Below are 26,077 nucleotides of genomic sequence, written 5' to 3'. Positions count from 1 at the left end.
GCCCGTTCAGATCAGGGGCGCGGTACCGCCATCCATAGGGATGATCGCGCCCGTGACGTAGCTCGCACGCCGACTCGCCAGGAAGAGCGCGACCTCGGCGATCTCCTCCGGCTTTGCGAAGCGTTTGAGCGGGACTTTGCTCTGGCCTTGCGCCAGGGCCTCGTCCGCACTCAGCCCTTGCTGCGCCGCTTCGAGCTGAAGCGCTTCCTGAAGCCGCTCGGTGAGCGTGGCGCCGGGGTTGATCGCGTTAATGCGGATGCCGTAGCGGGCGTGATAGTGCGCGAGTCCCACGGTCGCCAGCATCAGCGCCGCATTGGCCGCGCCGCCCGCGATATGGATGTCGCTCGCGATCTTTCCGCCCATCCCGATGATGTTCACGATCGCGCCCGCGTCTTCGGCGCCGTCTGATTTCGCGCGTTCCACCATGCGCCGCAGCACCTCCTGCTGCGTGTAGACGTACGGGAAATATTTGGCTTCCATGGTCGCCTTGAATGCGGCGGCATCGAGCGTTTCGGGGTCGTAGCGCCGGGCGGCGCCGGCGCTGTTGATCAGCACGTCGATGGGTCCGACCGACGTGGTCACGTCCTCCACCAGATCGGCTACGGCGTGCGGCTCGTGCAGATCGGCGCGCGTCAGATGGACATGCAGGCCTTCGGACGCCAGCTGTTCACGAGCTCGTGCCAGATTCGCGGGGTCGCGCGAGACGATCGCGACTTTGGCGCCTTCGCGCCCGAACGCGCGGGCACAGGCGAGGCCGATGCCTTTGCTGCCGCCTGTGACCAGTACCACCTTGTTGCGAAGCTCGAGATCCATCGTGTCACCCTCCGCGCGAGGAACGCTACGGCGCAACGATAGCAGAGCCTGCGGACGACCGCGTGCGAACCGGGCGGTGCGGATCGCCTAGAAGTTGCCGTTGGCAAAGCGCGCGATGGGATCGTCGCCGGATTGGGTGGGCGCGGGCGTGCCGCGCGATGCCGTGGATGCGCGCATGACCTGCACGTCCGTTGCTTCGCCTGTGGCATGGGCTTGCTGCGCCTGACGGGCCGCGACAGCTGCCGGCGGAGGCGGCTCGAACGCGTCGGCAGCGGCATCGATGGGATCGGCCGATCGGCTGGCGGCTGTGTCTGCTGCCCGGTTGCCGGATGGGTCGAACGCTGTGCCTGTCGTAACTTGAGCTTGCGTTGCCGACGTAACGGCCGTCGACGGCGCAATCGCGCCTGCCGCCTGAGCCTGTCGCTGTGCCGCGCTCATCTGGGGCGGGGGCGGCTCAAATGCATCAGCGGACGTCGCGACAGCGGAGCCCGCAGTCGTGCTGGTGCGGCCTGTGTCCTGCGGATACGGTTGGTAGCCTTGCGCCGGAGCGATCGAAGGCGCCACGCTTGCCGCCGCGCGAGGCTCCGGCGCAATCGCAGCCACGCGAGCCGGTGCCGACGACGGCGCAACAGCGGTCACCACCCGCGGCGCCGGACCGCGCTGGGCCGGCGTCGTCGAAGCCTCATAACTCGGGGCGTCGAATGGCGTGGGCGCCGTCTTCGGTGGCGCGACCCGGCGAATACCGTCGAAGCGCTTCGCCCAATAAGGGTTCGTCAGGTAATCGAGGCGCACCGTGCCGCCCGTGGATGGCGCATTCACGAACCGCAACTTGCCGACATAGATGCCGACGTGCGAGTGCGGCCGTCCGGTGGTGTTGAAGAAGATGAGGTCGCCCGGCGCGATCTCGTCAGGCTCGATGGATTCGCCGCGCCCGCTCATTTCCGCCGTCGTGCGCGGCAGATTCACCGACGCTGCACGGGCGATCACGTAATGCACGAGTCCGCTGCAGTCGAAGCCGCTGTCCGGCGTATTGCCACCCCAGCGGTAGGGCACGCCGACAAGGCTCATGGCCTGGATCGAGATTTCCTCGCGCCCCACGCTGTGGTCGACGAAGTTTGGCAGGCCCGGCGGCCTTGTGCGAAACGCGTCGCCGGATGCGCCCGAGCCGCCTGTTGCGCGCGCGACGCGCTGTGGCGGGCTCGAACACGCCGCCAGCAGCAGCGCGATCAGCAGGGCAATCCAGAGACGGAGCATGGCGCAAGCGAACGCCCGGGAGGCGCGCGGGACATGGGAATGTGCCGATGGTAGCCCGTGCGGCGCGGCTGCGGCAAGAAATCCTCATAAGTTACGTGAAGTTTACGCGCTAAGTGTTGTATTGCCGTTGCGCCGGCCGCGCTTTTTGGCGTCGATCGACGTTTCTATGGACGGGCAAAAAAAGAACCGCATCCGGCGACCCGAATGCGGTTCCTGGTGAGGCTGGCGTTAAGGGGCAACCGGCAGCAGCAGGGTACGCGCGGCTTACAGAATGTCCGAGGCGTAGTCCGCGAGACGCGAGCGTTCGCCGCGCGCGAGCGTGACGTGGCCGCTATGCGCCCAACCCTTGAAGCGATCCACGACGTAGGTGAGGCCCGAGCTGCCTTCCGTGAGGTAAGGCGTATCGATCTGCGCGATGTTGCCGAGGCAGATGATCTTCGTGCCGGGACCCGCGCGCGTGACGAGCGTCTTCATCTGCTTGGGCGTGAGGTTCTGTGCCTCGTCGATGATCAGGTACTTGTCCACAAAGGTGCGACCGCGCATGAAGTTCATGCTTTTCACTTTGAGCCGCGAGCGGATCAACTCCTGCGTCGCCGCGCGACCCCATTCGCCGGCGGCGTCGTCGGTCTTCTGGAGCACTTCGAGGTTGTCGTCGAATGCGCCCATCCACGGCTGCATCTTTTCCTCTTCGGTGCCGGGCAGAAAGCCGATGTCCTCGCCGACGGGCACGGTTGCCCGCGTCACGATGATCTCGTTGTAGCGCTTGTCGTCCAGCACCTGCGCGAGGCCGGCGGCGAGCGCGACGAGCGTCTTGCCGGTACCGGCCTGGCCAAGCAGCGTGACGAAGTCGATCTCCGGATCCATCAGCAGGTTTAGCGCGAAGTTCTGCTCGCGGTTGCGCGCCGTGATGCCCCACACGTTGTTCTTGTGGTGCCCATAGTCGCGCAGGGTTTGCAGCAGCGCCGTCTTGCCGTTGAGCTCGCGCACGATCGCATGGAACGCGGGCTCGCCGTTCTGCGGCTCCAGGTACACGAACTCGTTGACGAGCATCGACGCGACGAGCGGTCCGGTCACACGGTAATACGTGGTCCCGGTCTTGGTGTCCTGCCAGCTTTCCATGCCCTTCGCGTGCTTCGTCCAGAAGTCCTGGGGCAGGGCGCGAATGCCGGTATAGAGCAGGTCCTTGTCTTCGAGAACCTGGTCGTTGAAGTAGTCTTCCGCGGGCAGGCCCAGCGCGTGCGCCTTGATGCGCATGTTGATGTCTTTCGACACCAGCACGACGAGCTGGTCTTCACGGTCGCGCTGAAGTGCGCGCACTACGCCGAGAATCTGGTTGTCGGCCTTGCCTTGCGGCAGCCCTTCGACGGGTTCGATCTCCGTGAGCTGCGTCTGGAAATACAGGCGCCCAAGCGCTTCGAGGCTGCCGAGACGCGACAGCGGAATGCCTTCGGTAATCGGCCCGGCGTTCGCGACGAGCGAGTCGAGCGTACGGCTCACCTGACGTGCGTTGCGCGCGACCTCCGACATCCCCTTCTTGTGGTTGTCGAGTTCTTCGAGCGTCATCATCGGCAGATAGACGTCGTGCTCCTCGAAGCGGAAGAGGCAGGTGGGGTCGTGCATCAGCACGTTGGTGTCGAGCACGAAGAGCTTGCGGACTTCCGTCGCCTCTTCGGGATGAACGCGTTTCTTGCGCGAACCTTGGGCGCGCGGCGCGGCGCCGGTTCGCGCCTCGGCCGGCGCGGATTTTCCATTACGCGCAACGGGCGTGCTGGGCGCGAGCGGTGCGGCAGGCGCTTCGAGGTCGTCTTCGGCTGCAAGAGGTTGCAGCAACGCGGCTGTCTGTTTCTTGCGGCCGCGCGGCGCCGGCGCCACGGGCTCGAGCGCGGCGGCCACAGCGGGCGCCGAAGGCAGCGGTACTTGCCGCAAGGTAGTGGCGGCGTTTGCCGCTTCGGTCATCGGCATGGCGACGCTGGCCGCGCCGTATTCGGCCGTATCGGTGAAATCCCCTTCGGCCGTCTGCTTCTTCACCGGTTTTGCGGGGCGGGCTTTGGCCTTGTACTCGTCAGGCGACAGCAGGTTGCCGAGTTTGCTGGGTGGGGTAGGCAAAGGCATGGTGTCCCTCGAAAAAATCGGGTCGAGTATCGTGCGCCGTCTGCGCCTTGATGCGAACGCCGGGTAGGCATTCGATGAAGACGTATCGCGGCGCGCTCAGGTCTGAAAATGCCGGTTCGCCTGGTTTTCGATGGGCTCCTTGGGAAAGACGCGTGACCGGAGAGAGCTCCGGCGGGGCGCAAACAAAAAAGCCGCTGCCTCGGTGAGCGAGGCAAGCGGCTCGACTACTACCATTGTCGCGTCGTACCTCGCGGCATCAGCGTCGGCGGACTGAACTGCCGGACGGCGGCGGGTACGACTGCGAAAAGAATGGGGTGGACAGGCACTCATTGCAACCCAATATAACGCGCCTCAAAGCGCTTGTACAGCCTCCAGGATTTCATCGACATGGCCCGGCACGCGCACGCCGCGCCACTCCCGGCGAAGCACGCCCTGCCCGTCGATGAGGAAAGTGGAGCGCTCGATTCCACGTACCTCTTTGCCATACATTTTCTTCATTTTGATGACGCCGAAGAGCGAACAGAGCGCTTCATCGGCATCCGATACCAAGGTAAACGGCAGTTCCAGCTTTGCCTTGAAGTTGTCGTGCGAACGCACGCTGTCGCGCGATACGCCCACGATCTCGGCGCCGGCCTTCTTGAATTTCGGATACAGGTCGCGGAACTGCAGGCCTTCGGTCGTGCAGCCCGGCGTGTTGTCCTTGGGATAGAAATACAGCACCACCTTCTTGCCCCGAAGACTGGAAAGCGTGAAATCGCCGCCAGTCGCCTGAGCGGTGAAGTCGGGGACGGGTTGGTCGACTGCGATGGGCACGTGTTTCTCCGGTTGTTGGTTTTATGACGGACGACGTGCGCCGCGCGACGGTACCGCGGAGGCCGCACATCGGGAGGGGGAACGGCCGGCAGGCACGGCGCGTCGTACCTCGTGGCGAGGCGCGCGTGCTGCGGTCAAACGGGCTTGCTGAAGCGGCGGGATCGACCTGAAATCGATCGGGAATCGATCGACAGTCAATCGGGCTGAACGATCAACTCGCCGGAGCGGCCGGGAATTTCGCCCCACGTGACAGGGTACGATGGCAGCGCGTTGCGGTCCAGCGTCGCGTAGTAGTCGCCCATCGTGGCGAACGTGTGACCTTGTGCACGCCAGCCTGCAAGCAGCGCTTCGAACACGGGCGCAAGCTTCTGGCCTTCGAGTTCGGCGTGCAGCGTGAACACCTGGTCGCAGGGATTGTTCTCGGTGCGCTCGAGCATCCACTCCGCGACGTTGCCTTCGTCGATGCCGTCCACGCCGAGCACTTCGTCGAGCGTGGGCAGCGTAGTGGGCATCTGCACATGCGAGAGCGTGCGACCGTTCACGACCGGCCGGTAGGGCGTATGCCCCCGTCCGTCGGACGCGTAGTGCATGCCCCACGCGTCGATCTGCTCGAAGGCTGCATCGTTCATCTGCCAGCCGGCCGCGCCATGCGTGACGGGCGGCGTGCCGAACACGTCGACGAAGCGCGCGTGGCTCTGCTGCATCTGTGCGACGGTCCACTCGCGCGAGCGGCTGCGCACGTTGTCCTGCCAGTAGACGTGGTCCCACGTATGGATGCCGCACTCGAAACCGGCTTCGTGGATAGCGCGCATCTCGGTGGCCGCGCGCACGCCGATGTCAGGGCCTGGCAGCAGCACGCCGTACATCAACTGCCTGACGCCGTAGTGCTCCACCACGGACGTGCGCGACACCTTCTTGAGAAACCCCGGCCGCAGGACGCGACGCAGCGCCCAGCCCGTGTGATCCGGGCCGAGGCTGAACAGGAACGTGGCGCGAGCCTTGAAGCGATCGAAGATGCGCGCGAGATTCGGCACGCCTTCGCGCGTGCCGCGCAGCGTGTCGACGTCGATCTTCAGGACGATACGGGCCAAGGCGTGTCCCGCTTATTGCTGCTCGACGAGGGCGCGCGCCTCGGCGACGTGGCCGCGATACGCTTCGAAGATCTTGCGGAGCGCGTCGTCGAAGGTAGCCTTCGGCGCCCAGCCCAGTTCCTGCATCGTGTTGTCGATCTTCGGCACGCGGTTTTGCACGTCCTGGTAGCCGGCGCCGTAGTACGCGCCCGACGACGTTTCCACGAGCTGCACGCGCTTTGCCGTATCCGCGTATTCCGCGTACTCCGCGGCGAGTGCAAGCATCTTGTTCGCGAGCTCGCGCACCGAGTAATTGTTCGACGGATTACCGATGTTGTAGATCTTGCCCGAGGCCATGCCGCCCTTGTTCTCGATGATCTTCATGAGCGCGTCGATGCCGTCGTCGATGTCGGTGAAGGCGCGTTTCTGGGCGCCGCCGTCCACGAGGCTGATGTTCTCGCCGCGCACGATGTGGCCGAGGAACTGCGTGACCACGCGCGAGCTGCCTTCCTTCGGCGTGTAGATCGAGTCGAGGCCCGGTCCGATCCAGTTGAACGGACGGAACAGCGTGAAGTTGAGCCCTTCCTGCATGCCGTAGCCCCAGATCACGCGGTCCATCAGCTGCTTCGAGCACGCGTAGATCCAGCGCGGCTTGTTGATGGGGCCGTAGATGAGCGACGAGGCGTCCGGGTCGAACTGCTCGTCGGTGCACATGCCGTACACCTCGGAGGTCGAGGGGAACACCAGATGTTTGCCGTACTTCACGGCCGAACGCACGATGGGCAGGTTCGCCTCGAAGTCGAGTTCGAACACGCGCAGCGGCTGTTGCACATAGGTGGCGGGCGTGGCGATCGCGACGAGCGGCAGGATCACGTCGCATTTCTTCACGTGATATTCGACCCACTCCTTGTTGATCGTGATGTCGCCTTCGAAGAAGTGCATCCGCTCATGATTCACGAGGTCGCCGAGGCGCTCGGTCTGCATGTCCATCCCGAAGACTTCCCAGTCGGTGGTTTCGAGAATGCGTTTGGACAGGTGATGGCCGATGAAGCCGTTGACACCCAGAATCAGGACTTTTTTGGCGAAACCTTCGGTTTTCATGAATGACGGGAAGAATGAATGAGCTGGGCGAATCCGGCCGGCGTGACGACGGTCTCGATGCCGTCGTGCTGGTGCCGCAATTCATGAACGGCGATCGCACGGCCGTCGCCGCAGATCGCGAGGAGGGCATTATCGCTTACCGCGAGGCCCGGCGGCAAATCCGCGGGGGCGGCGCCCGGCGGCGCGAGCCGTGCGCGGGCGATCACGAAACGCTGTCCGTCGAGGTCGGTGAAGGCGCCCGGGTAGGGCGGCGCCACGGCGCGAATCAGGTTGTAGACCTCGCGCGCCGGCTTCGTGAAGTCGATGCGGCCGTCTTCGGGCTTGCGGCCCCCGAAATAGCTGCCGTGCGCGAGGTCGTTGGGCAGATGGGGCGCCTCGCCCGCGAGCAGCGCGGGCAGCACGCGCCACAGCGTCTGCTCGGCCGCAACCGTCACCTTGTCGAACACCTGTGCGGCCGTGTCGTCGGGCAGGATCGGCACGGGCGTCTGGGCGACGATGGCGCCCGCGTCGGGCTTCGCCGCCATCTCGTGGAGCGTTGCGCCGGTTTCGGTTTCGCCGTTGAGCACCGCCCAGTTGACCGGCACGCGGCCGCGGTACTTCGGCAGCAGCGAGCCGTGCATGTTATACGCGCCGCGCGCGGCGAGCGCGAGCAGGTCGGCGGGCAGCATGTGGCGGTAATAGAACGAGAAGATGAAGTCGGGCCGCGCGGCGCTCACGGCCGCACGCAGCTCCGCGCTCTTCGGATCGGCGGGCGTGATGGTGGGAACACCGTGTTCGGCCGCCACCGAGGCAACGCTGCCGAACCAGATGTTCTCGGCGGGATTGTCTTCGTGGGTGACGACCAGCGCGACGTCCACGCCGCGCGCCAGCAGCACCTGCAGGCAGCGCACGCCGACGTTGTGATACGCGAATACGACAGCACGCGGTTTCATGGATTCGGCCCCGGATCGGCAAAAGAAGCGGTAGGAGCGGCGGAAACGATGGACGGGCTGCCCGCGCTCGCCGTGCCGGCTGCGCGCAGGGCCTGCGCGTCACGGTCCTCGAGAATGGTCTGGATCAGATAGCGCGGACGCGCCCGCACCTGCTGGTAGATGCGTCCGATGTACTCGCCCAGCAGCCCCAGCGCGAAGATGATCACGCCGAGCAGGAAGAACGTGATGGCGAACAGCGTGAACACGCCTTGCACTTCCGCGCCGATGATGAAGCGGCGAATCAGCAGCAGAACGAAAAGCGCGGCGGAGCCGAGCGACAGGATCACGCCGATGAACGAGAGCCACTGCAACGGCACCACCGAAAAGCCCGTGACGAGATCGAAGTTCAGCCGGATCAGGCTGTAGAGCGAGTACTTCGATTCGCCCGCGAAGCGCTCCTCGTGGCCTACCTCGATTTCCACGGGGTTCTGCGCGAAGGTGTAGGCGAGCGCGGGAATGAAGGTGTTGATTTCGCCGCAGCGGTTGATCGTATCGACGATGTGCCGGCTGTAGGCGCGCAGCATGCAGCCCTGGTCTGTCATCTTGATGCGCGTGATGCGCTCGCGCAGCCGGTTCATCGCGCGCGACGCCTTGCGGCGCCACAGCGAGTCCTGGCGTTGCCGCCGGATGGTGCCCACGTAGTCGAAGCCCTCGCGCATTTTCGCGACCAGGTTGCCGATCTCTTCGGGCGGGTTCTGCAAGTCGGCGTCGAGCGTGATGACGATGTCGCCGCGCGCGTGTTCGAAGCCCGCGAGAATCGCCATGTGCTGGCCGTAGTTGCCGTTGAGCAGGATGGCGCGCGTGGTGTCGGGGCGCACGCGGAACTGCTCCGCGAGCATCGCGGCCGAGCGGTCGCGGCTGCCGTCGTTTACGAAGATCACTTCGTAGCCGGTGCCGAGCGCATCGAGCGCCGGATAAAGACGCGCGAACAGAGCCGCGAGTCCGGCTTCCTCGTTGTAGACGGGGATGACGATCGAGACCTCGGGTCGTTCGGTCCGCTCCAGCAGCGAGGAGCGAGGTTCGGTATGACTCATGTGTCGTTGTTTTCCGTTTCCAGTGGTTTGCGCTTCCATCCGTCTCCACTCCGGTTTCCACGCAGGTTGCCGTTCGCGGAGGGCGGTTCCCAGGTCTTGCGCCTGGTTCAGCGCGTCGGGCCGTTGCGGCGGCCCGACGTACTTCGGTTGCATTCGCCTGCTTTACTTCGCGCAGGCTTCGCAGATTTCGTTCACGGCGCGGCACACGCGCGCCACATCGTCCGCGGTCATCTGCGTGAAGAGGGGCAGCGTGACCGTGCTCGCGCCGAAGCGCTCGGCGTGCGGGAACATGCCTTCCTTGAAGCCGCGCGCGCGGTACAGCGTGAACAGGTGGATGGCCGGGTAGTGCACGCCCGAGCCGATGCCGCGCGCCTTCAACTGCTCCATGAACTCGCCGCGGCTGATCGAGAGCCGCTCGAGCGGCAGCGTGATCTGAAACATGTGCCAGTTGCTGTTCTCGAAATCCGCGACGGGCAGGCCCACGCCCAGGCGTACCGCGGCGCCGCCTTCGAAGCCGGCGAAGTAGGCCCGCGCGAGCGCCTTGCGCAGCGCCGTGAAGCGCGCGAGATGCGGCATCTGGCCAAGGCCCACGCGTGCGGCGACGTCGGTGAGGTTGTACTTGCCGCCCAGCACGTCGCAATCCATGCCGTCGAGCCCCGAGCGCGTGATGCCTTGCAGCCGGTACTTCTGCGCGAGCACGGCTTCGTCCTCGTTGTTGAGCACGAGCGCGCCGCCTTCGATCGACGTCAGGTTCTTGTTCGGATGGAAGCTGAACGAGACGATGTCGCCCAGCTTGCCGATGCGCTCGCCGTGCCACGTGGAGCCGAGCGCCTGGGCCGCGTCTTCGATCACGCGCAGCTTGTGGCGGCGCGCGATCTCGTAGAGGCGGTCCATGTCCACGGGCAGGCCCGCGAGGTAGACGGGAATGAGCGCCTTCGTGCGCGGCGTGACGGCGGCTTCGATGCGCTCGAGGTCGATGTTGCGGGTACGCGGATCGATGTCCACGAACACGGGCGTCGCGCCCACCTCCAGGATCACGTTGCTCGTGGCGACCCACGACGCGGGCGTGGTGATGACTTCGTCGCCGGGACCCACGCCGGCAATGCGCAGACCGATTTCGAGCGTCGCGGTGCCGGAGTTGAACGTGCGCACCGGCCGGCCGCCGCAGAATTCCGAGAGCGCGGCTTCGAATGCGGCGTTCTGCGGGCCGGTCGTGATCCAGCCCGAGCGCAGCACGTCGGCTACGCCGGCGATGGTGGCTTCGTCGATTTCGGGACGCACGAACGGCAGGAACGGCAAGGACGAGTCGGTTGGCTGGGTCATGGTTGGCTTGGGTGCCTGGATTCGAAGAAAAAGGGTGCGACCTGCAAGGATGACGGCCGGCTGCTTACGAAAAGCTTAAGCGGCGCGCTAGCTGCGCGCCAGGATGAACACGCCGATCAGGATGATGCCGATGCCGACGAGCCGCTGGACCGTCAGCGCTTCGCCGAATAAATACCACGCGGCGAACGCGTTGACGACGTAGCCGAGCGAGAGCATGGGATAGGCGACGGAGACGTCCACGCGCGACAGCCCGAGAATCCACACGACCACGCTCACCACATAGCAGGCAAGGCCGCCGATGATGGGCAGTTGCATGGCGAGCTTGAGCCCGACCGGAAGGATGTTCGCACGGGTGAATTCGAAGTGTCCAACGGCGCTGACGCCGGCCTTGAGCAGCAGTTGGGCGCAGGCGTTGAGGGCAACGCCGGCCAGGATGCAAACGAGCGAGACGGGATTCATCGGAGGGTATCCATTTCCTCGGTTTGAGCGGGTTTCGCCGGATTTCAGGGCGTTTCCGCGGCTTTCAGGAGTTTGTCAGGGCTTGTCAGTGCAGGGCAACCGGCCGGCATCGTGGAGCCGGCCGGGCCTCAATACGGTTTCTCGACCACTACACGACGCAGATCGCGCGCGACCACGCGCATCGGCAAACCTTGCGCGGCGAACTGTTCGTAACGCTGCGGGGACATCAGGGCCAACGCGTAACGGTCTGCTTTCCAGCGCCGCACCCATTCGTCGATGGTCGGCACCCATTTCTGCGGCTCCACGCTCACGCCGAACGCGAGTTCGTCCGGGTGTTCGACCATGATCATCGTGTGGTCCACGTAGAACGGCAGCGTGTGATCGAGCACGCCGACCGAATAGAACGGCGTGTCGGGCGGCAGCTTCGCGAGTTCGGCCTTCACGGCGGGCGCGAGCGGCGCGCCCGAACTCAGGCGGCCGAACACGTCGTGGCCGGTGCCGGCAATCGTGCCGAGCAATAGCCAGGCGGTGCCGAAGGCGACGGCAGCCGCGCCGATACCGGCGCCGCGGTTGCCATTCGCTGCGTTGCCACGGCTGGGGCCGCGGACCAGCCACAGCGCCACGAGCGTGAGCACGAACGCGACCGCGATGGCGGCCTCCACCCACACCTGGAACGCGCGGTACAACTCGTTGGGATTGCGCGCGTCACCCAGCCGCGACAGCCACAGCGCGCCAATCGCCGCCGCAACGAGAAACACCGCGTAGCCGAGCAGATGGCGCCGGAACGACTCGCGCGGCACGAGCGGCAGATACAGGCCGATCATGAGCGCGATGGGCGGCGCGATGGGCAGCGTGTACGAGAGCAGCTTGGAATGCGACGCACTGAAGAAAAGGAAGATGAACGCCGTCCAGACCACCATCACGAGTACCGGCGAAAAGCCGTTCGGCTGGCGCGGCAGCCGCAGCGCGTGGCGCAGACTTTGTGCCGCGACCGAAAGCCACGGCAGGAAGCCGACGAGCAGCACGGGCACGAAATAGTAGAACGCGCCCGGGCGATTCTGCTCCGGGGTCAGATAGCGGCGAAACTGCTGGACGATGAAGAAGAAATTGAAGAACTCGGGGTTGCGGTCCTGCACCAGCACGAACCAGGGCAGTACGACGGCGAGAAACACCACAATCCCGCTCACGATGCAAAGCCGCCGCCAGAGCGCCCAGTCGCGCGAGACGAGCGTGTAGAGCACCAGCACGGCGCCGGGCAGGATTACGCCGACGAGTCCCTTCGAGAGCACGGCGAGGCCCATCGCCGCCCAGCAGAGCCACATCCAGAGCCTCGCCTGATTCCTTGGCAGGCCGGGACGCTGCGCGAGCAGCAACGCGCAAAGCGTGAGTTCCATCCAGAACGACAGACCCATGTCCAGCGTGTTGAAGTGGCCCATGAGGTTCCAGTACGGCGACGTGGCCAGCACGAGCGCCCCGAACACGCCGGCCGCCGCGTTGAACACGCGCGCGCCCGTGAAGCCGATCAGCAGGACGCCCGCGAAGCCGGCGAGCGCCGTGTAGAGCCGCGCCTGCCATTCGCCGATGCCGAACGCCGCGAACGTGAGCGCGTTCGCCCAGGTTTGCAGCGGCGGCTTTTCGAAATACTTGTAGCCGTTGTAGCGCGGCGTGATCCAGTCGCCGGTGACGAACATCTCGCGGGCCATTTCGGCGTAGCGGCCCTCGTCGCTCGGCAGCAGATGGCGCCAGCCGAGCGGCACAAACCAGATGACTGCGAGCGCAAGGACAAGCAGCAGGATGGCGGTTCGATTGAGCGGTAGCCGGGACGGCGTATCGTTCATGGGTGATATGACCTGTTGTTGTTCGGGAGATGACAGGGGCCGGGCGGTCCGGGCGATGCGGCATGGGCGGGTGTGTTTCGCTTCACGGCTGCTTCACTTGCGCGTCACCGCCTTGCGGCAGGTGAAAGCGGGTACAAGCGCCACACCGACGACCGGAGTAATGGCCGGACTTCCGGCGCAACCGCGCGCTCACGGTGTTGCTCGACCTTCCGCGGCGAAGCCGGCCGGTCGCGAATTGCCGCGCAGTTTACGCCATCGCGGCACGAGGACGGAAAAATGAACGGCGATGGGCGCGCCGGCCGGGCCGCGCAGGCCGGTTTTCCGCAAGCCTCGTCCAAACCTCGCGCAAGCTCGCTCAGGCTTCGATCAGCAGCGCTGCCGCGACCTTGCGGCCTTCCGCCATGAGGATGTTGTAGGTGCGGCAGGCCGCCTTGAAGTCCATCGTTTCGACGCCGATGCCGCGGCCCGTCAGCACGGCCGTGAGCCGCGGGTGCGGAAAGCGCAGCCGCTCGCCGCTGCCGAACACGACCACTTCGGGCAAGAGCGGAAGCAACTGTTCGAAGAGTTCGGGGGTGAGGGCGTCGAACGAGGAGACGGGCCAGGCGGTGACCGGTGCGTCGGGCTGCACGATGACGCTGCCGGTGTGACGTTGGAGGTTGATGTCGACGTAGTCCGCGCCGTAGCCCGTGACGGTATTGAGCGCGCCGCTCGAGTCCTGATGTAATTTCAAAATCGGTGTTCCGGGTAGGGGCAATGCTGGGCCGCAATGGACGTGCCGCCTTGGGGCTCGTGCGCGGCAAGCGGATGGGTCGAGGCCTGTTTAGCCCGATTCGCGCTGGCCCGGGCCGGCCTCGCGGCGCGCCGCGGCGGTTCTTGCATTGCGGAAGTCCGACAAAATCCGCTAAATTATAGCTTTTTAGCCGCCCCCGCGGCGCTTCCCGCCTCGCGCGCCGCCCGCCACAAGCCACGGACCGCGAACGCCCAAGCCAAGGCTCCCATCGCGCGCCATTGCACCGCTTCACGCTCGCCATCCCATCCATCGTGGGGCGCCGCCGTGAGGCCGGGTCCGGCAACGGGGACAGCCTGCCGCGCCACCGAGCCATTGCCCCGACGAATTCCTGGCCTCCAACTGCTTCATCTGCCCGCCGTGAAACCGATTCTCAAATCCAACAAGCTGTTGAACGTCTGCTATGACATCCGCGGGCCCGTGCTCGAACACGCGAAGCGCCTCGAAGAGGAAGGTCATCGCATCATCAAGCTGAACATCGGCAACCTCGCCTCGTTCGGCTTCGACGCGCCGGACGAGATCATTCAGGACATGATCCTGAACCTGCCCGATTCGTCGGGCTATTCGGATTCGAAGGGCGTGTTCTCGGCGCGCAAGGCGATCATGCATTACGCGCAGCAGAAGGGCGTGCGCGGCGTCGAACTCGACGACATCTACATCGGCAACGGCGCTTCCGAACTGATCGTGATGGCGATGCAGGCCCTCCTCAACGACGGCGACGAAGTGCTGCTGCCCGCGCCCGACTATCCGCTGTGGACGGCCGGCGTGAGCCTCTCGGGCGGCACGCCCGTTCACTACATCTGCGACGAGGCGAACGGGTGGCTGCCCGACCTCGACGACATCCGCGCGAAGATCACGCCGAACACGCGCGCGATCGTCGTGATCAACCCGAACAACCCCACGGGCGCGCTCTATCCGGATGACCTGCTGCTCGGTCTGATCGAGATCGCGCGCCAGCACGGCCTCATCATTTTTGCCGACGAGGTCTACGACAAGATCGTCTACGACGGCCGCGAGCACACGTCGATCGGCGCGCTGTCCGAAGACGTGCTCACGGTCACGTTCAACAGTCTCTCGAAGAGCTACCGCTCGTGCGGCTACCGCGCCGGCTGGATGTTCCTCTCGGGGCTGGGCGGCGAGAACCGCCGGCGCGCCAGGGACTATTGCGAAGGGCTCGGCATTCTCGCCTCGATGCGGCTGTGCCCGAACGTGCCGGGCCAGTACGCGATCCAGACGGCGCTCGGCGGCTATCAGAGCATCAACGAACTGATCGCGCCCGGCGGCCGGCTCTTTCGCCAGCGCGAGCTCGCGCACGAAATGCTCACGGCGATTCCCGGCGTTACGTGCGTGAAGCCGCAGGCGGCGCTCTACATGTTCCCGCGGCTGGACCCGAAGCTGTATCCGATCGAAAACGACCAGCAGTTCATTCTCGACCTGCTGCTCGCCGAACGCGTGCTGCTCGTGCAGGGCACCGGCTTCAACTGGAAGTCGCCCGACCACTTCCGCGTGGTGTTTCTGCCGAACGTCGACGACCTCGCCGATTCGATCAACCGCATCGCGCGTTTCCTCGACGGCTACCGCAAGCGTCACGCAACCTGAGCCGGAGCCCGGGCCGGCGCAGGCGGGCACCACGGGTGCCGCTGTCTTGTCCCGGCCCGTTCCCTTTCATATCAACCCGCACTTAGAAACACACGCTGCATGGAACCGATCAAAGTTGGACTGCTGGGCTTCGGCACGGTGGGCAGCGGCACCTTCACGGTACTGCGCCGCAATCAGGAAGAAATCAAACGCCGTGCGGGACGCGGCATCGAGATCACGCGCATTGCCGTGCGCAATCCCGCCAAGGCGACGGCCGCGCTCGCCACGATTGGCGGCGCGGGAGAGGTCGACATTACCGACGACTTCAACGCCGTGGTCGACGACCCTTCCATCTCGATCATCGCTGAAATGATCGGCGGCACCGGCATTGCGCGCGAACTCGTGCTGCGCGCCATCGCCAACGGCAAGCATGTCGTGACGGCCAACAAGGCGCTTCTCGCGGTGCACGGCACGGAAATCTTCGAGGCCGCGCATGCGAAGGGCGTGATGGTTGCGTTCGAGGCGGCGGTGGCGGGCGGCATCCCCATCATCAAGGCGCTGCGCGAAGGGCTTACGGCGAACCGCATCCAGTACATTGCCGGCATCATCAACGGCACGACGAACTACATTCTTTCCGAGATGCGCGAGCGCGGCGTCGACTTCGCCACCGCGCTCAAGGGTGCCCAGGCGCTGGGCTACGCCGAGGCCGATCCGACCTTCGACATCGAAGGCGTGGACGCCGCGCACAAGGCCACCATCATGAGCGCCATTGCGTTCGGCGTGCCGGTGCAGTTCGACAAGGCCTACGTGGAAGGCATCAGCAAGCTCTCCGCCACCGACATCCGCTATGCCGAGGAACTCGGCTATCGCATCAAGCTGCTCGGCATCGCGCGCCGCACCGACCGCGGCATCGAACTGCGCGTGCATCCCACGCTGATTCCGGCGCGGCGTCTGCTTGCCAACGTGGAAGGCGCGATGAACGCAGTCGTGGTGCACGGCGACGCGGTGGGCACCACGCTCTATTACGGCAAGGGCGCGGGCGCGGAGCCCACGGCCTCGGCCGTGGTCGCCGACCTCGTCGACGTGACGCGCCTGCATACGGCGGACCCGGAGCATCGCGTGCCGCATCTGGCGTTCCAGCCGGGCAGCCTCTCGAACACGCCGATCCTGCCCATTGAGGAAGTCACGAGCGGCTACTACCTGCGCCTGCGCGTGGCGGACGTGACGGGCGTGCTCGCCAACATCACGCGCATCCTCGCGGACACGGGCATCTCCATCGACGCGCTGCTGCAGAAGGAGTCGGAGCAGGTGGACGAGCGCGGCCGCGGCGAGACCGACATCATCCTGATCACGCACGAGACGCTCGAAAAGAACATCAACGCCGCGATTGCGCAAATCGAGGCGCTCACGACCGTCGTGTCGAAGGTCACGAAGCTGCGCATGGAAGCGCTCGATTGAGCGCGGCCCCATGACTGCTCCAGAAACTTACGCAGGAAAGCGCACATGAATTACGTTTCCACACGCGGCGCCGGAGCCGGCGAGCGTCACTCCTTCTCCGACATCCTGCTCGGCGGCCTCGCGAAAGACGGCGGGCTCTATCTGCCGCGCGAGTATCCGCGCGTCACCGCAGAGGAACTCGCGCGCTGGCGCACGCTTTCGTACGCGGATCTCGCGTTCGAGGTGCTTGCGAAATTCGCCGACGACATCGCCCACGACGACCTGCGCGCGCTCACGCGGCGCACCTACACGGCGCAGACGTACTGCAACGTGCGCGACGGCGAAGACGCCGCGCGCATCACGCCGCTGCGCCAGCTCGGCATAGAAAACGGCACGCCGCTCGCGCTGCTCGAACTCTCGAACGGGCCCACGCTCGCCTTCAAGGACATGGCGATGCAACTGCTCGGCAACCTGTTCGAGTACACGCTTGCGCGCACGGGCGAGACGCTGAACATTCTCGGCGCCACTTCGGGCGACACCGGCAGCGCCGCTGAGTACGCGATGCGCGGCAAGGCCGGCGTGCGCGTCTTTATGCTCTCGCCGCACGGCAAGATGAGCGCCTTCCAGACGGCGCAGATGTACAGCCTGCAGGACCCGAACATTTTCAACCTTGCGGTGGAAGGCGTGTTCGACGACTGCCAGGACATCGTGAAGGCCGTGTCGAACGACCACGCGTTCAAGGCGAAGCACAAGATCGGCACGGTGAACTCGATCAACTGGGCGCGTGTCGTGGCGCAGGTCGTCTACTACTTCGCGGGCTATTTCGCGGCCACGAAGTCGAACGACGAACGCGTGTCGTTCACGGTGCCCTCGGGCAACTTCGGCAACGTCTGCGCGGGCCACATCGCGCGCATGATGGGCCTGCCCATCGAGCAGCTCGTCGTGGCCACCAACGAGAACGACGTGCTCGACGAGTTCTTCCGCACGGGCGTCTACCGCGTGCGCAAAGCGGCCGAAACGTGGCATACGAGCAGCCCGAGCATGGACATCTCGAAGGCATCGAACTTCGAGCGCTTCGTCTACGACCTGCTGGGCCGCGACCCGGCGCGCGTGGTTCAGTTGTTCCGCGACGTGGAAGAGAAGGGCGGCTTCGACCTCGCCGCGAGCGGCGACTTCGTGCGCGTGCGCGAGTTCGGCTTCGTGTCCGGCCGCAGCACGCACGCAGACCGCATCGCGACCATCCGCGACGTGTTCTCGCGCTACGAAACGATGATCGACACGCACACCGCCGACGGCGTCAAGGTGGCGCGCGAGCATCTGCAGCCGGGCGTGCCGATGATCGTGCTGGAGACGGCGCAGCCGGTCAAATTCGGCGAGACCATTCGCGAGGCGCTGCAGCGCGAGCCGCAGCGTCCGGCCGCGTTCGTGGGGCTCGAAGCGTTGCCGCAACGGTTCGACGTGCTGCCGGCCGACGCGCAGCGCGTGAAGGACTTCATCGCCGCGCACACGGGCGAATGAGGCTCTACTCGATGGTCGCTCAGTGTGGCCATTAAGCGTTGGTTCAGAGCGGCTGTGGCCGAAGAGGTGAAGGGCCTTGGCCGCTCGCCGCGCACGCGGCAGGGCGCACCGCTACAATGATTCGATCTGTCGTCCGAGCCATCCGAACCCGCCCGATGTCCACGCCCGCTTTCCCGTCTTCCACGCCTCCCGCGCCGCAGCCTGCAGTCGGCGCGCGTCCTCCCATGCTTTCGACGGCCGACGCGCTCGCCACGCTGCTTGCCGCGGCCCGGCCGCTCGGCGGCATCGAAACGCTGCCCACGCTCGATGCGCTCAATCGCGTGCTGGCGGCCGACGTGGTGTCGCCGCTCGACGTCCCGCCCATGGACACCAGCGCGATGGACGGCTACGCCATGCGCGTGGCCGACCTCGCGCACGGCACGGCTCGCTTGCGCGTGTCGCAGCGCATTCCCGCGGGGCACGCGCCGCAGCCGCTCGAGCCCGGCACGGTGGCGCGCATCTTCACGGGCGCGACCGTGCCGCCCGGCGCTGACGCCATCGTGATGCAGGAGCAGGCCGAGCCCACCGGCGATGAAGTCGCGCTGCTGCACACGCCCAGGGCCGGCGAATGGATTACCGCCCAGGGCGCCGACATCCGCCGCGGCTCCGTCATCCTGCCCGCCGGCACGCGGCTCACGCCGCAGTCGCTGGGGCTGGCGGCCTCGGTGGGTTGCGCCGAACTCGCTGTCGTGCGCCGGCTCAAGGTGGCCGTGTTCTTCACCGGCGACGAGCTGACGATGCCCGGCGAGCCGCTGCGCCCCGGCGCGATCTACAACTCCAATCGCTTTACGCTGCGCGGACTGCTCGAAAACCTGGGCTGCGAGGTGTCGGACTTCGGCATCGTGCCCGACCGCCTCGACGCGACACGAGCCACGTTGCGCGATGCTGCGCGCGAGCACGATCTGATCCTCACGTGCGGCGGGGTCTCCGTGGGCGAGGAAGATCACGTGAAGCCCGCCGTGGAAGCCGAAGGGCGACTCTCGATGTGGCAGATCGCGATGAAGCCGGGCAAGCCGCTGGCATTCGGCGCCGTGCGGCGCGGCGAGAACACCGGCGCTCACGGCGACGCCGACGGGACGTTCTTCATCGGCCTGCCCGGCAATCCTGTTTCGAGCTTCGTCACGTTCCTGCTGTTCGTGCGACCGTTCGTGCTGCGCCTCGCGGGCGTGAAGCAGGTCGCGCCGCGCGCGTTGTCGCTGCGCGCCGATTTCACGCAGCCGAAGGCGGATCGCCGCAACGAGTTTTTGCGCGCGCGCGTCAACGCGGCGGGCGGACTCGACCTCTTTGCAAACCAGAGTTCGGCCGTGCTGACATCGACGGTGTGGGGCGACGGACTCATCGACAACCCGCCGAATCACGCGATCAGCGCGGGCGAGACGGTGCGCTTCCTGCCATTTTCCGAACTGCTCTACTGACGACGCGGGCGCCCGGCTCTACGGTGCAGGGTTGGCGTCTCCCGGTCACATGAAGATCACATGAAGATCCAGTTGAAATTTTTCGCAAGCGTGCGTGAGGCGTTGGGCGTGGCGCACGAATCCGTCGAGGTGCCGGACGGCATCGCGACCGTCGGCGACGTGCGCGACTGGCTGCGCGCGCGCGGCGGCGTCTGGACCGACACGCTCGCCGAAGGGCGCGCGCTGCGCATGGCCTGCAACCACGTGATGACCGACGCCGGCACGCGCGTCACCGACGGTTGCGAAGTGGCGTTCTTCCCGCCCGTCACGGGCGGCTGAGCCCGTTCCGCACACGCAGGAGGTACGCCATGACCGTACGCGTCCAGACCGAAGACTTCGACCTCTCCATCGAGGTGGCGGCGCTGCGCGCGCAGAATCCGCGCATCGGCGCGGTGGCCTGTTTTGTCGGCACCGTGCGCGACCTCAACGAGGGCAGCGGTGTCGAAGCGATGGAACTCGAACACTATCCGGGCATGACGGAAAAGGCGCTGACCGATATCGTCGACGCGGCCCGCGGCCGCTGGCCGGGTGTCGAGGTGCTGATCGTCCATCGCGTGGGGAAGCTTTACCCGCTCGACCAGATCGTGCTCGTGGCGACTACTTCCGCGCATCGCGGCGATGCGTTCGCCTCGTGCGAGTTCGTGATGGATTATCTGAAGACCCAGGCGCCGTTCTGGAAGAAGGAAAAGACCGCGGCGGGCGAGCGCTGGGTGGATGCACGCGAGTCGGACGACGCAGCGCTTGCGCGTTGGGGTATCGAGTCGGGCAACGCGATGAAGTAGTCGTCTGGCGCCGCCGTCCTGCGACGCAGTTTTACGGCGCGTCGGCTCGACGTCCGACGATCTTCGCGGGGAAGGGTTCGCCTGCCTTTGCATTCGGCTTGTCGTGGCCTTCGCCACGGGCCGCACGGCGCGGCGCAATGCGCTCGAGCAGTGCCTGCTGCTCCGGCGGAATCACGTAGTCCCAGCCAAAGCGGCTCAGTTGCAGGCTCTGCGCGATACGCAGCGCAGGTTCCATGAAACGGACGGCGGCAGCCGGTTCGTAGCGCGCTTCCACGGTATCGAGAAACAGGTAGAGCCATTGGCTGAAGTGTTTCGGCTCCACGCCCGGCAGCGGCTCGTGCGCTTGCTGGACGTTGCCGCGGTAGCCCTTCTCGCCGAGCACGAGGCTCGCCCAGAACGTGCACATCTTCGGCAAATGGGTGTCCCAGCGGCCCGCGAGCGCGGTGTCGAACACGGGGCCGAGAAGCGGGTCCGCGCGCACGCGGTCGTAGAACGCGTAGACCAGTTCGCGAATGTTTTCGGCGGTGGGTTCGGCGTGGCGCGCAGCCGGAGCGGCAGGGCCAGAAAGTGAAGCGGACGGCGTCATGAAACGTAGTGGTGGTGAGACAAGGTGCGGAAGCGGGCCGGTTCGGCCACAGCCGGATATATGCCCGATGAATGATCAAGGGCTCCGCAACTTGCGAAACTGAAGGACAATAACTGACGTTCCGATCTAAAACGTGCATCGATGGCGCATGTTATGGTGCCGTTATGATTGCCGCAACCCCAAAACCGACAAGGTCTTTTGCGCGACATGCGCGTCGAAGGCCAGCCCGTTGCCATGAGACTCACTGACTATACCGACTACTCGCTGCGCGTCATCCTGTACCTGGCGGCCCGCGACGAGGGACTTTCGACCATCCAGGAAATTTCGGACGCCTACGGCGTTTCGAAGAATCATCTGATGAAGGTGGTGCAGCAACTCGGCGAACTCGGCTGGGTGGAGACGGTGCGCGGGCGCAATGGCGGGCTGCGGCTCGCGCCCACCTCGCGCGCGCTCACGGTGGGCGAGATCATTCGTGCGACCGAAACCGATTTCGCGCTGGTGGGCTGCTTTCCGGACAGCAAAGGCGAGCGGCGCGGCTGCGTGATCGACCCGCAATGCCGCCTCAAGCAGGTGCTCGAAGCAGCGCGCAGCGCGTTCTTCGCCGAGCTGGACCGCCACACGGTGGCCGAACTCGTCGAGCCGCCGGGCAAGCTTGCCGCGCTGCTCGGCATCCCGGTTGCCGTCCCGCTCGTGCAGGCCTCTGCCGACCCGGTCTGAGGCGCGCCCGCCTCAGCCGCTTCCTTCTCACGCTCCGTTCAGGTGCCCGGTTCCGGCACCGTTTGATACTCGTCAACACCGTCCCGCCCAGCGAGAGCACTGTGTGGCAGACCCTCGGCGCAGGACGGTTCAGCGCGCGTCGCTTTTCGCAAAAACGTGCCGCGGCGTGCAAAAGCATGCGAAAAGTGCCTTGAAACCGGCCTGAAGCGCCTCATTTTGGTGACAGTCAGAATTGGAGCGTTCATCAATGAGAATCGACAAACTCACCACCAAGTTTCAGGAAGCCCTGTCGGACGCGCAGAGCCTCGCGGTCGGCCACGACAACCAGTACATCGAGCCGCTTCACCTGCTGGCGGCGCTCGTCGCACAGGAAGACGGTTCAGCGCGCTCGTTGCTCTCGCGCACGGGCGTGCACGTCCAGGCGCTGCAGGCCGCGCTCAACGACGCCATCACGCGGCTGCCGCAGGTGCAGGGCACGGACGGCAACGTGCAGATCGGCCGCGACCTGCTTGGCCTCCTCAATCAGGCCGACAAGGAAGCGCAGAAGCTCAACGACACTTACATCGCGAGCGAGATGTTCCTGCTCGCCGTGGCCGACGACAAGGGCGAAGCCGGCCGCATCGCGCGCCAGCACGGCCTCACGCGCAAGGCGCTCGAAGCGGCGATTGCAGCCGTGCGCGGCGGTGCGCAGGTTCACAGCCAGGACGCGGAGAGCCAGCGCGAAGCGCTGAAGAAGTACACCGTCGACCTGACCGAGCGCGCCCGTGCCGGCAAGCTCGACCCTGTGATCGGCCGCGACGACGAGATTCGCCGTTCCATCCAGATCCTGCAGCGCCGCACGAAGAACAACCCGGTACTGATCGGCGAGCCAGGCGTGGGCAAGACCGCGATCGTGGAAGGGCTCGCGCAGCGCATCGTCAACGGCGAAGTGCCGGAGACGCTCAAGGGCAAGCGTGTGCTCTCGCTCGACATGGCGGCGCTGCTCGCGGGCGCGAAGTACCGCGGCGAGTTCGAAGAGCGGCTGAAGGCCGTGCTCAACGACATCGCCAAAGACGAAGGCCAGACCATCGTCTTCATCGACGAGATTCACACCATGGTGGGCGCGGGCAAGGCCGAAGGTGCGATGGACGCCGGCAACATGCTGAAGCCCGCGCTTTCGCGCGGTGAACTGCACTGCATCGGCGCCACGACGCTCGACGAGTACCGCAAGTACATCGAGAAGGACGCGGCGCTAGAACGCCGCTTCCAGAAGGTGCTCGTGGACGAGCCGACGGTCGAGGCCACCATTGCGATCCTGCGCGGTCTGCAGGAGAAGTACGAGCTGCATCACGGCGTCGAGATTACCGACCCCGCCATCGTCGCGGCCGCGGAGCTTTCGCATCGCTACATCACGGACCGCTTCCTGCCGGATAAGGCGATCGACCTGATCGACGAAGCGGCGTCGAAGATCAAGATGGAAATCGACTCGAAGCCCGAGGAGATGGACCGTCTGGACCGGCGCCTGATCCAGCTGAAGATCGAGCGCGAAGCCGTCAAGAAGGAGAAGGACGAGGCCTCGCAGAAGCGTCTGCAACTGATCGAGGAGGAAATCGACCGGCTCAACCGCGAATATTCGGACCTCGAAGAAATCTGGACCGCCGAGAAGGCCGCGGTGCAGGGCAGTGCGCAGCTGAAGGAAGAAATCGAGCGCACGCGCGCCGACATCGCGCGCCTGCAACGCGAGGGCAAGCTCGAGAAGGTCGCGGAATTGCAGTACGGCAAGCTGCCGCAACTCGAAGCCCAGCTGAAGCAGGTGACGCAGGCAGAAGCGAAAGAGCAGCACAACCCGAGCCGACCGCGCCTTTTGCGTACCCAGGTGGGCGCGGAGGAAATCGCGGAAGTGGTTTCGCGCGCCACGGGCATTCCCGTTTCGCGGATGATGCAGGGCGAGCGCGAAAAGCTGCTGCAGATCGAGGCGAAGCTGCATGAGCGTGTGGTCGGGCAGGACGAGGCGATCACCGCGGTTGCCGATGCGATCCGCCGCTCGCGTGCGGGTCTTGCGGATCCGAACCGGCCGTATGGCTCGTTCCTGTTCCTCGGTCCGACCGGCGTGGGCAAGACCGAGCTGTGCAAGGCGCTGGCGTCGTTCCTGTTCGATTCGGAGGAGCATCTTATCCGCATCGACATGAGCGAGTTCATGGAAAAGCACAGCGTTGCGCGGCTGATCGGCGCGCCGCCCGGCTACGTGGGCTACGAGGAGGGCGGCTACCTCACGGAAGCCGTGCGCCGCAAGCCGTATAGCGTGATCCTGCTCGACGAAATCGAGAAGGCGCATCCGGACGTGTTCAACGTGCTGCTGCAGGTGTTGGACGACGGCCGCATGACCGATGGCCAGGGCCGTACCGTCGACTTCAAGAACACGGTGATCGTGATGACGTCGAACCTCGGCTCGCACCTGATCCAGGCGATGTCCGGCGAGCCGCAGGAAGCGGTGAAAGACGCGGTGTGGGGCGAGGTCAAGCAGCACTTCCGGCCCGAGTTCCTGAACCGTATCGACGAAGTGGTGGTGTTCCACGCGCTCGACCGGTCGAACATCCAGTCGATTGCGAAGATCCAGCTGGAGCGGCTGCACGAGCGGCTCGCGAAGCTCGATATGCAGCTCGTGGTGTCGGACGAAGCGCTCGATCAGATCGGCAAGGTGGGCTACGACCCGCTGTTCGGCGCGCGGCCCCTCAAGCGCGCGATCCAGCAGGAAATCGAGAATCCGGTCGCGAAGCTCATTCTCGCGGGCAAGTTCGGTCCGAAGGACGTGATTCCGGTCGACGTGGAAAACGGCAAGTTCGTGTTCGAACGGGTCGTCCACTGATGGAAGCCGTGCGCCGGTGAACGGCCACGGTAAGGCAAGAAAAAAGGGCAAGGAAGCGATTCGTTGCCCTTTTTCATGTGTGCGTGATCCGCAGATCAGCGGACCGCGGACATGGACGGCTTCACGCCTTGCCGAACAGCGACGCGAGGCCGCCCAGCGTGCCGAGCACCGTGTCGGCGTTGAGCGTGCCGCCGGCCGGCACCTGGCCTTCGGGCGTCGCGGCGTTAATCACGTGGGGCAGCACTTGTGAGAGCAGGCCGCTGACCTGATCCGGCTGCATGCCAACTTTCTGCGCGAGGCCGGAGACGGCGTCCGAGCCCAGCACGTTCTGCAACTGCTCGGACGAGATAGGCTGGTTCTCGCCGTTGCTGATCCACGACTGGATGACGCCGCCCGCGCCGCCCTGTTCGAATTTCTGGACGAGGCCCATCAGCCCGCCGGGCTGGTTGTTGACGTACTCGAGCGCGGCTGCGATGAGCGCCTGTTGTGCGCCGCCGCCCGAAGACGACTGGCCGAGGAGGGAACCGAGGGAATCGAGTAGGCTCATGGCAATTTCTCTTGAAAAGGGCGCAACGTCGTCACGCCGACAGGGGGAAGACGCCGTGCATTCGCGCGACGCCTGATCGCGGCAACCGGCGGGTGCTTACGGACGGGCGCCCGTCAGGCGCCCGAAGCGGCCGATGCCGCCTTGCTCTTTTTGGACTTCTTCGTCTTGCCGGCTTTCGTGCCCGACGCTTCAGCCGGCGCGCTCGCTGCGGTCGTGGCCGGTGCCGCAGCGGGAGCTGAAGCAGCGGACGCCTGTTCGGCGGCCGCAGCCTTTTTGCTCTTCTTCGATTTCGTGGCCTTGGCGCCGGATGCTGCGCTCACAGCGGCCGAGCTGGCTGCCGGCGCGGTGGTTGCCATGGTTGCAGCGGTGGTTGCCGTTGTCCTGGCAGGCGCAGTACCGGTCGACGCTGCCTGCTTGGCCGGGGCGGTCGACACGGACGGGGCGGCCGGCGTCATGGACGTCGTCGCCTTGCCGGGTGCCGGTGCAGTGGACGGTGCGGCGGGCACCGTCGAAGTCGTCGCGGCCGGAGCCGTGGTCGCCGTGGTGGCAGACGCTGAGGGCGCAGTCGTTTTTGCAGCGGATTCCGTGCTCTTCTTCGATGCGACCTTGCCGGCAGGCGGCGCCGACGAGCCGTTGATCGTCAGGCCGGCCGCTTCGAGATTGATCACCGACTTCTGGCCGATACCCTTCACCCGTGCCGCCAGATCGTCGGCGTCCTTGAACGGACCGTTCTTCGTCCGCTCGTCGATGATCGCCCTGGCGTGGACCGGGCCGATGCCCTTCACCGATTCGAGGGCGGCCTCGTCGGCGGTGTTGACCTCGACTGCCGCGGCAAGCGCTGCGGACAGCGACAGGCCGACGGCGAGGCACAGCATGAACAGCTTCTTCAGCATGGCAATCACTCCATTGATGGCAAGACGGGAAGCCGGAACGGACGACGCTCTGTGACGAGCCGCTGTGCTTCCAGCATAGGACAATTGGCTAGTCCTATTGGGTGGG

The 26,077-nt window shown here is 65.7% G+C and carries 23 protein-coding genes; 8 read left to right on the top strand and 15 right to left on the bottom strand.

What is annotated here, in order from left to right; all coding sequences use genetic code 11:
- Positions 1-6: 6 nt before the first annotated feature.
- From U0042_RS11445 to U0042_RS11390, 12 genes are all read right to left on the bottom strand, one after another.
- On the bottom strand, positions 7-813 hold the full coding sequence (locus U0042_RS11445) for an SDR family NAD(P)-dependent oxidoreductase (RefSeq protein WP_114810747.1): 807 nt from the start codon (positions 811-813) through the stop codon (positions 7-9).
- Positions 814-900: 87 nt separating this feature from the next.
- Complete coding sequence (locus U0042_RS11440; protein WP_114810748.1) at positions 901-2,067, bottom strand: C40 family peptidase; 1,167 nt, start codon at positions 2,065-2,067, stop codon at positions 901-903.
- A 264-nt stretch (positions 2,068-2,331) separates the two neighbouring features.
- Positions 2,332-4,179 (bottom strand): PhoH family protein, encoded by a 1,848-nt coding sequence (locus tag U0042_RS11435; RefSeq protein WP_114810749.1) that lies wholly within the window; start codon positions 4,177-4,179, stop codon positions 2,332-2,334.
- Between the two features lie 351 nt (positions 4,180-4,530).
- On the bottom strand, positions 4,531-4,992 hold the full coding sequence (locus tag U0042_RS11430) for a peroxiredoxin (protein WP_114810750.1): 462 nt from the start codon (positions 4,990-4,992) through the stop codon (positions 4,531-4,533).
- A 194-nt stretch (positions 4,993-5,186) separates the two neighbouring features.
- A complete protein-coding gene (locus tag U0042_RS11425; RefSeq protein WP_114810751.1) occupies positions 5,187-6,083 on the bottom strand; it encodes a polysaccharide deacetylase family protein in 897 nt (298 codons plus the stop codon).
- Positions 6,084-6,095: 12 nt separating this feature from the next.
- Entirely contained in the window at positions 6,096-7,163 is a 1,068-nt protein-coding gene (locus U0042_RS11420; RefSeq protein ID WP_114810752.1) for a bifunctional UDP-4-keto-pentose/UDP-xylose synthase, read from the bottom strand.
- Positions 7,160-8,095 (bottom strand): formyltransferase, encoded by a 936-nt coding sequence (locus U0042_RS11415; RefSeq protein WP_114810753.1) that lies wholly within the window; start codon positions 8,093-8,095, stop codon positions 7,160-7,162. Before U0042_RS11415 ends, U0042_RS11420 begins: the two co-directional genes overlap by 4 nt.
- Positions 8,092-9,168: a glycosyltransferase gene (locus U0042_RS11410; protein WP_114810754.1), complete on the bottom strand. Its 1,077-nt coding sequence runs from the start codon at positions 9,166-9,168 to the stop codon at positions 8,092-8,094. The genes U0042_RS11415 and U0042_RS11410 overlap by 4 nt, the downstream gene beginning before the upstream one ends.
- A gap of 162 nt (positions 9,169-9,330) precedes the next feature.
- Positions 9,331-10,491 carry a DegT/DnrJ/EryC1/StrS family aminotransferase gene (locus U0042_RS11405; RefSeq protein WP_114810755.1) on the bottom strand — a complete coding sequence of 387 codons (1,161 nt, stop codon included), beginning with the start codon at positions 10,489-10,491 and terminating at the stop codon, positions 9,331-9,333.
- Between the two features lie 87 nt (positions 10,492-10,578).
- Positions 10,579-10,950: an SMR family transporter gene (locus U0042_RS11400; protein WP_114810756.1), complete on the bottom strand. Its 372-nt coding sequence runs from the start codon at positions 10,948-10,950 to the stop codon at positions 10,579-10,581.
- Positions 10,951-11,078: 128 nt separating this feature from the next.
- Complete coding sequence (locus tag U0042_RS11395; protein WP_114810757.1) at positions 11,079-12,788, bottom strand: glycosyltransferase family 39 protein; 1,710 nt, start codon at positions 12,786-12,788, stop codon at positions 11,079-11,081.
- Positions 12,789-13,143: 355 nt separating this feature from the next.
- Positions 13,144-13,518, bottom strand: a complete 375-nt coding sequence (locus U0042_RS11390; RefSeq protein ID WP_114810758.1) for an Mth938-like domain-containing protein — start codon at positions 13,516-13,518, stop codon at positions 13,144-13,146.
- Between the two features lie 408 nt (positions 13,519-13,926).
- Here U0042_RS11390 and U0042_RS11385 point away from each other — a divergent pair, with 408 nt between their 5' ends.
- The 6 genes from U0042_RS11385 to moaE all read left to right on the top strand — a co-directional run bounded on the left by U0042_RS11385 (position 13,927) and on the right by moaE (position 20,383).
- Entirely contained in the window at positions 13,927-15,174 is a 1,248-nt protein-coding gene (locus U0042_RS11385; RefSeq protein ID WP_114810956.1) for a pyridoxal phosphate-dependent aminotransferase, read from the top strand.
- Between the two features lie 99 nt (positions 15,175-15,273).
- Positions 15,274-16,611 carry a homoserine dehydrogenase gene (locus U0042_RS11380; RefSeq protein ID WP_114810759.1) on the top strand — a complete coding sequence of 446 codons (1,338 nt, stop codon included), beginning with the start codon at positions 15,274-15,276 and terminating at the stop codon, positions 16,609-16,611.
- 45 nt (positions 16,612-16,656) lie between these two features.
- Positions 16,657-18,108: a threonine synthase gene (thrC, locus tag U0042_RS11375; protein WP_114810760.1), complete on the top strand. Its 1,452-nt coding sequence runs from the start codon at positions 16,657-16,659 to the stop codon at positions 18,106-18,108.
- Between the two features lie 224 nt (positions 18,109-18,332).
- Positions 18,333-19,562, top strand: a complete 1,230-nt coding sequence (gene glp, locus U0042_RS11370; RefSeq protein ID WP_114810761.1) for a gephyrin-like molybdotransferase Glp — start codon at positions 18,333-18,335, stop codon at positions 19,560-19,562.
- Between the two features lie 60 nt (positions 19,563-19,622).
- Positions 19,623-19,880 (top strand): molybdopterin converting factor subunit 1, encoded by a 258-nt coding sequence (gene moaD, locus U0042_RS11365; RefSeq protein ID WP_114810762.1) that lies wholly within the window; start codon positions 19,623-19,625, stop codon positions 19,878-19,880.
- Between the two features lie 29 nt (positions 19,881-19,909).
- Positions 19,910-20,383 (top strand): molybdopterin synthase catalytic subunit MoaE, encoded by a 474-nt coding sequence (moaE, locus tag U0042_RS11360; protein ID WP_114810763.1) that lies wholly within the window; start codon positions 19,910-19,912, stop codon positions 20,381-20,383.
- 31 nt (positions 20,384-20,414) lie between these two features.
- On the opposite strand, the gene U0042_RS11355 is transcribed toward moaE, so the two are convergent.
- Positions 20,415-20,969, bottom strand: coding sequence for a group III truncated hemoglobin (locus U0042_RS11355; RefSeq protein WP_114810764.1), 555 nt, complete (start codon positions 20,967-20,969; stop codon positions 20,415-20,417).
- 234 nt (positions 20,970-21,203) lie between these two features.
- On the opposite strand from U0042_RS11355, the gene U0042_RS11350 reads away from it, so the two are divergent.
- Both U0042_RS11350 and clpB read left to right on the top strand, forming a co-directional pair.
- A complete protein-coding gene (locus tag U0042_RS11350) occupies positions 21,204-21,686 on the top strand; it encodes an Rrf2 family transcriptional regulator (protein WP_114810957.1) in 483 nt (160 codons plus the stop codon).
- A 247-nt stretch (positions 21,687-21,933) separates the two neighbouring features.
- The gene (gene clpB, locus U0042_RS11345) at positions 21,934-24,531 is read left to right on the top strand and encodes an ATP-dependent chaperone ClpB (RefSeq protein WP_114810765.1); all 2,598 of its coding nucleotides are present in this window, start codon (positions 21,934-21,936) and stop codon (positions 24,529-24,531) included.
- 121 nt (positions 24,532-24,652) lie between these two features.
- Here clpB and U0042_RS11340 read toward each other — a convergent pair whose 3' ends face one another.
- Positions 24,653-25,078: a YidB family protein gene (locus tag U0042_RS11340; RefSeq protein WP_114810766.1), complete on the bottom strand. Its 426-nt coding sequence runs from the start codon at positions 25,076-25,078 to the stop codon at positions 24,653-24,655.
- Between the two features lie 113 nt (positions 25,079-25,191).
- Positions 25,192-25,971, bottom strand: coding sequence for a ComEA family DNA-binding protein (locus U0042_RS11335; protein WP_114810767.1), 780 nt, complete (start codon positions 25,969-25,971; stop codon positions 25,192-25,194).
- Between the last annotated feature and the right edge of the window lie 106 nt (positions 25,972-26,077).

It is taken from the genome of Paraburkholderia kururiensis (assembly GCF_034424375.1).
Taxonomy (GTDB): Bacteria; Pseudomonadota; Gammaproteobacteria; order Burkholderiales; family Burkholderiaceae; genus Paraburkholderia; species Paraburkholderia kururiensis_A.
Note: the sequence above shows the minus strand (reverse complement) of the source record. Positions and strands in the feature narration are given on the sequence as shown.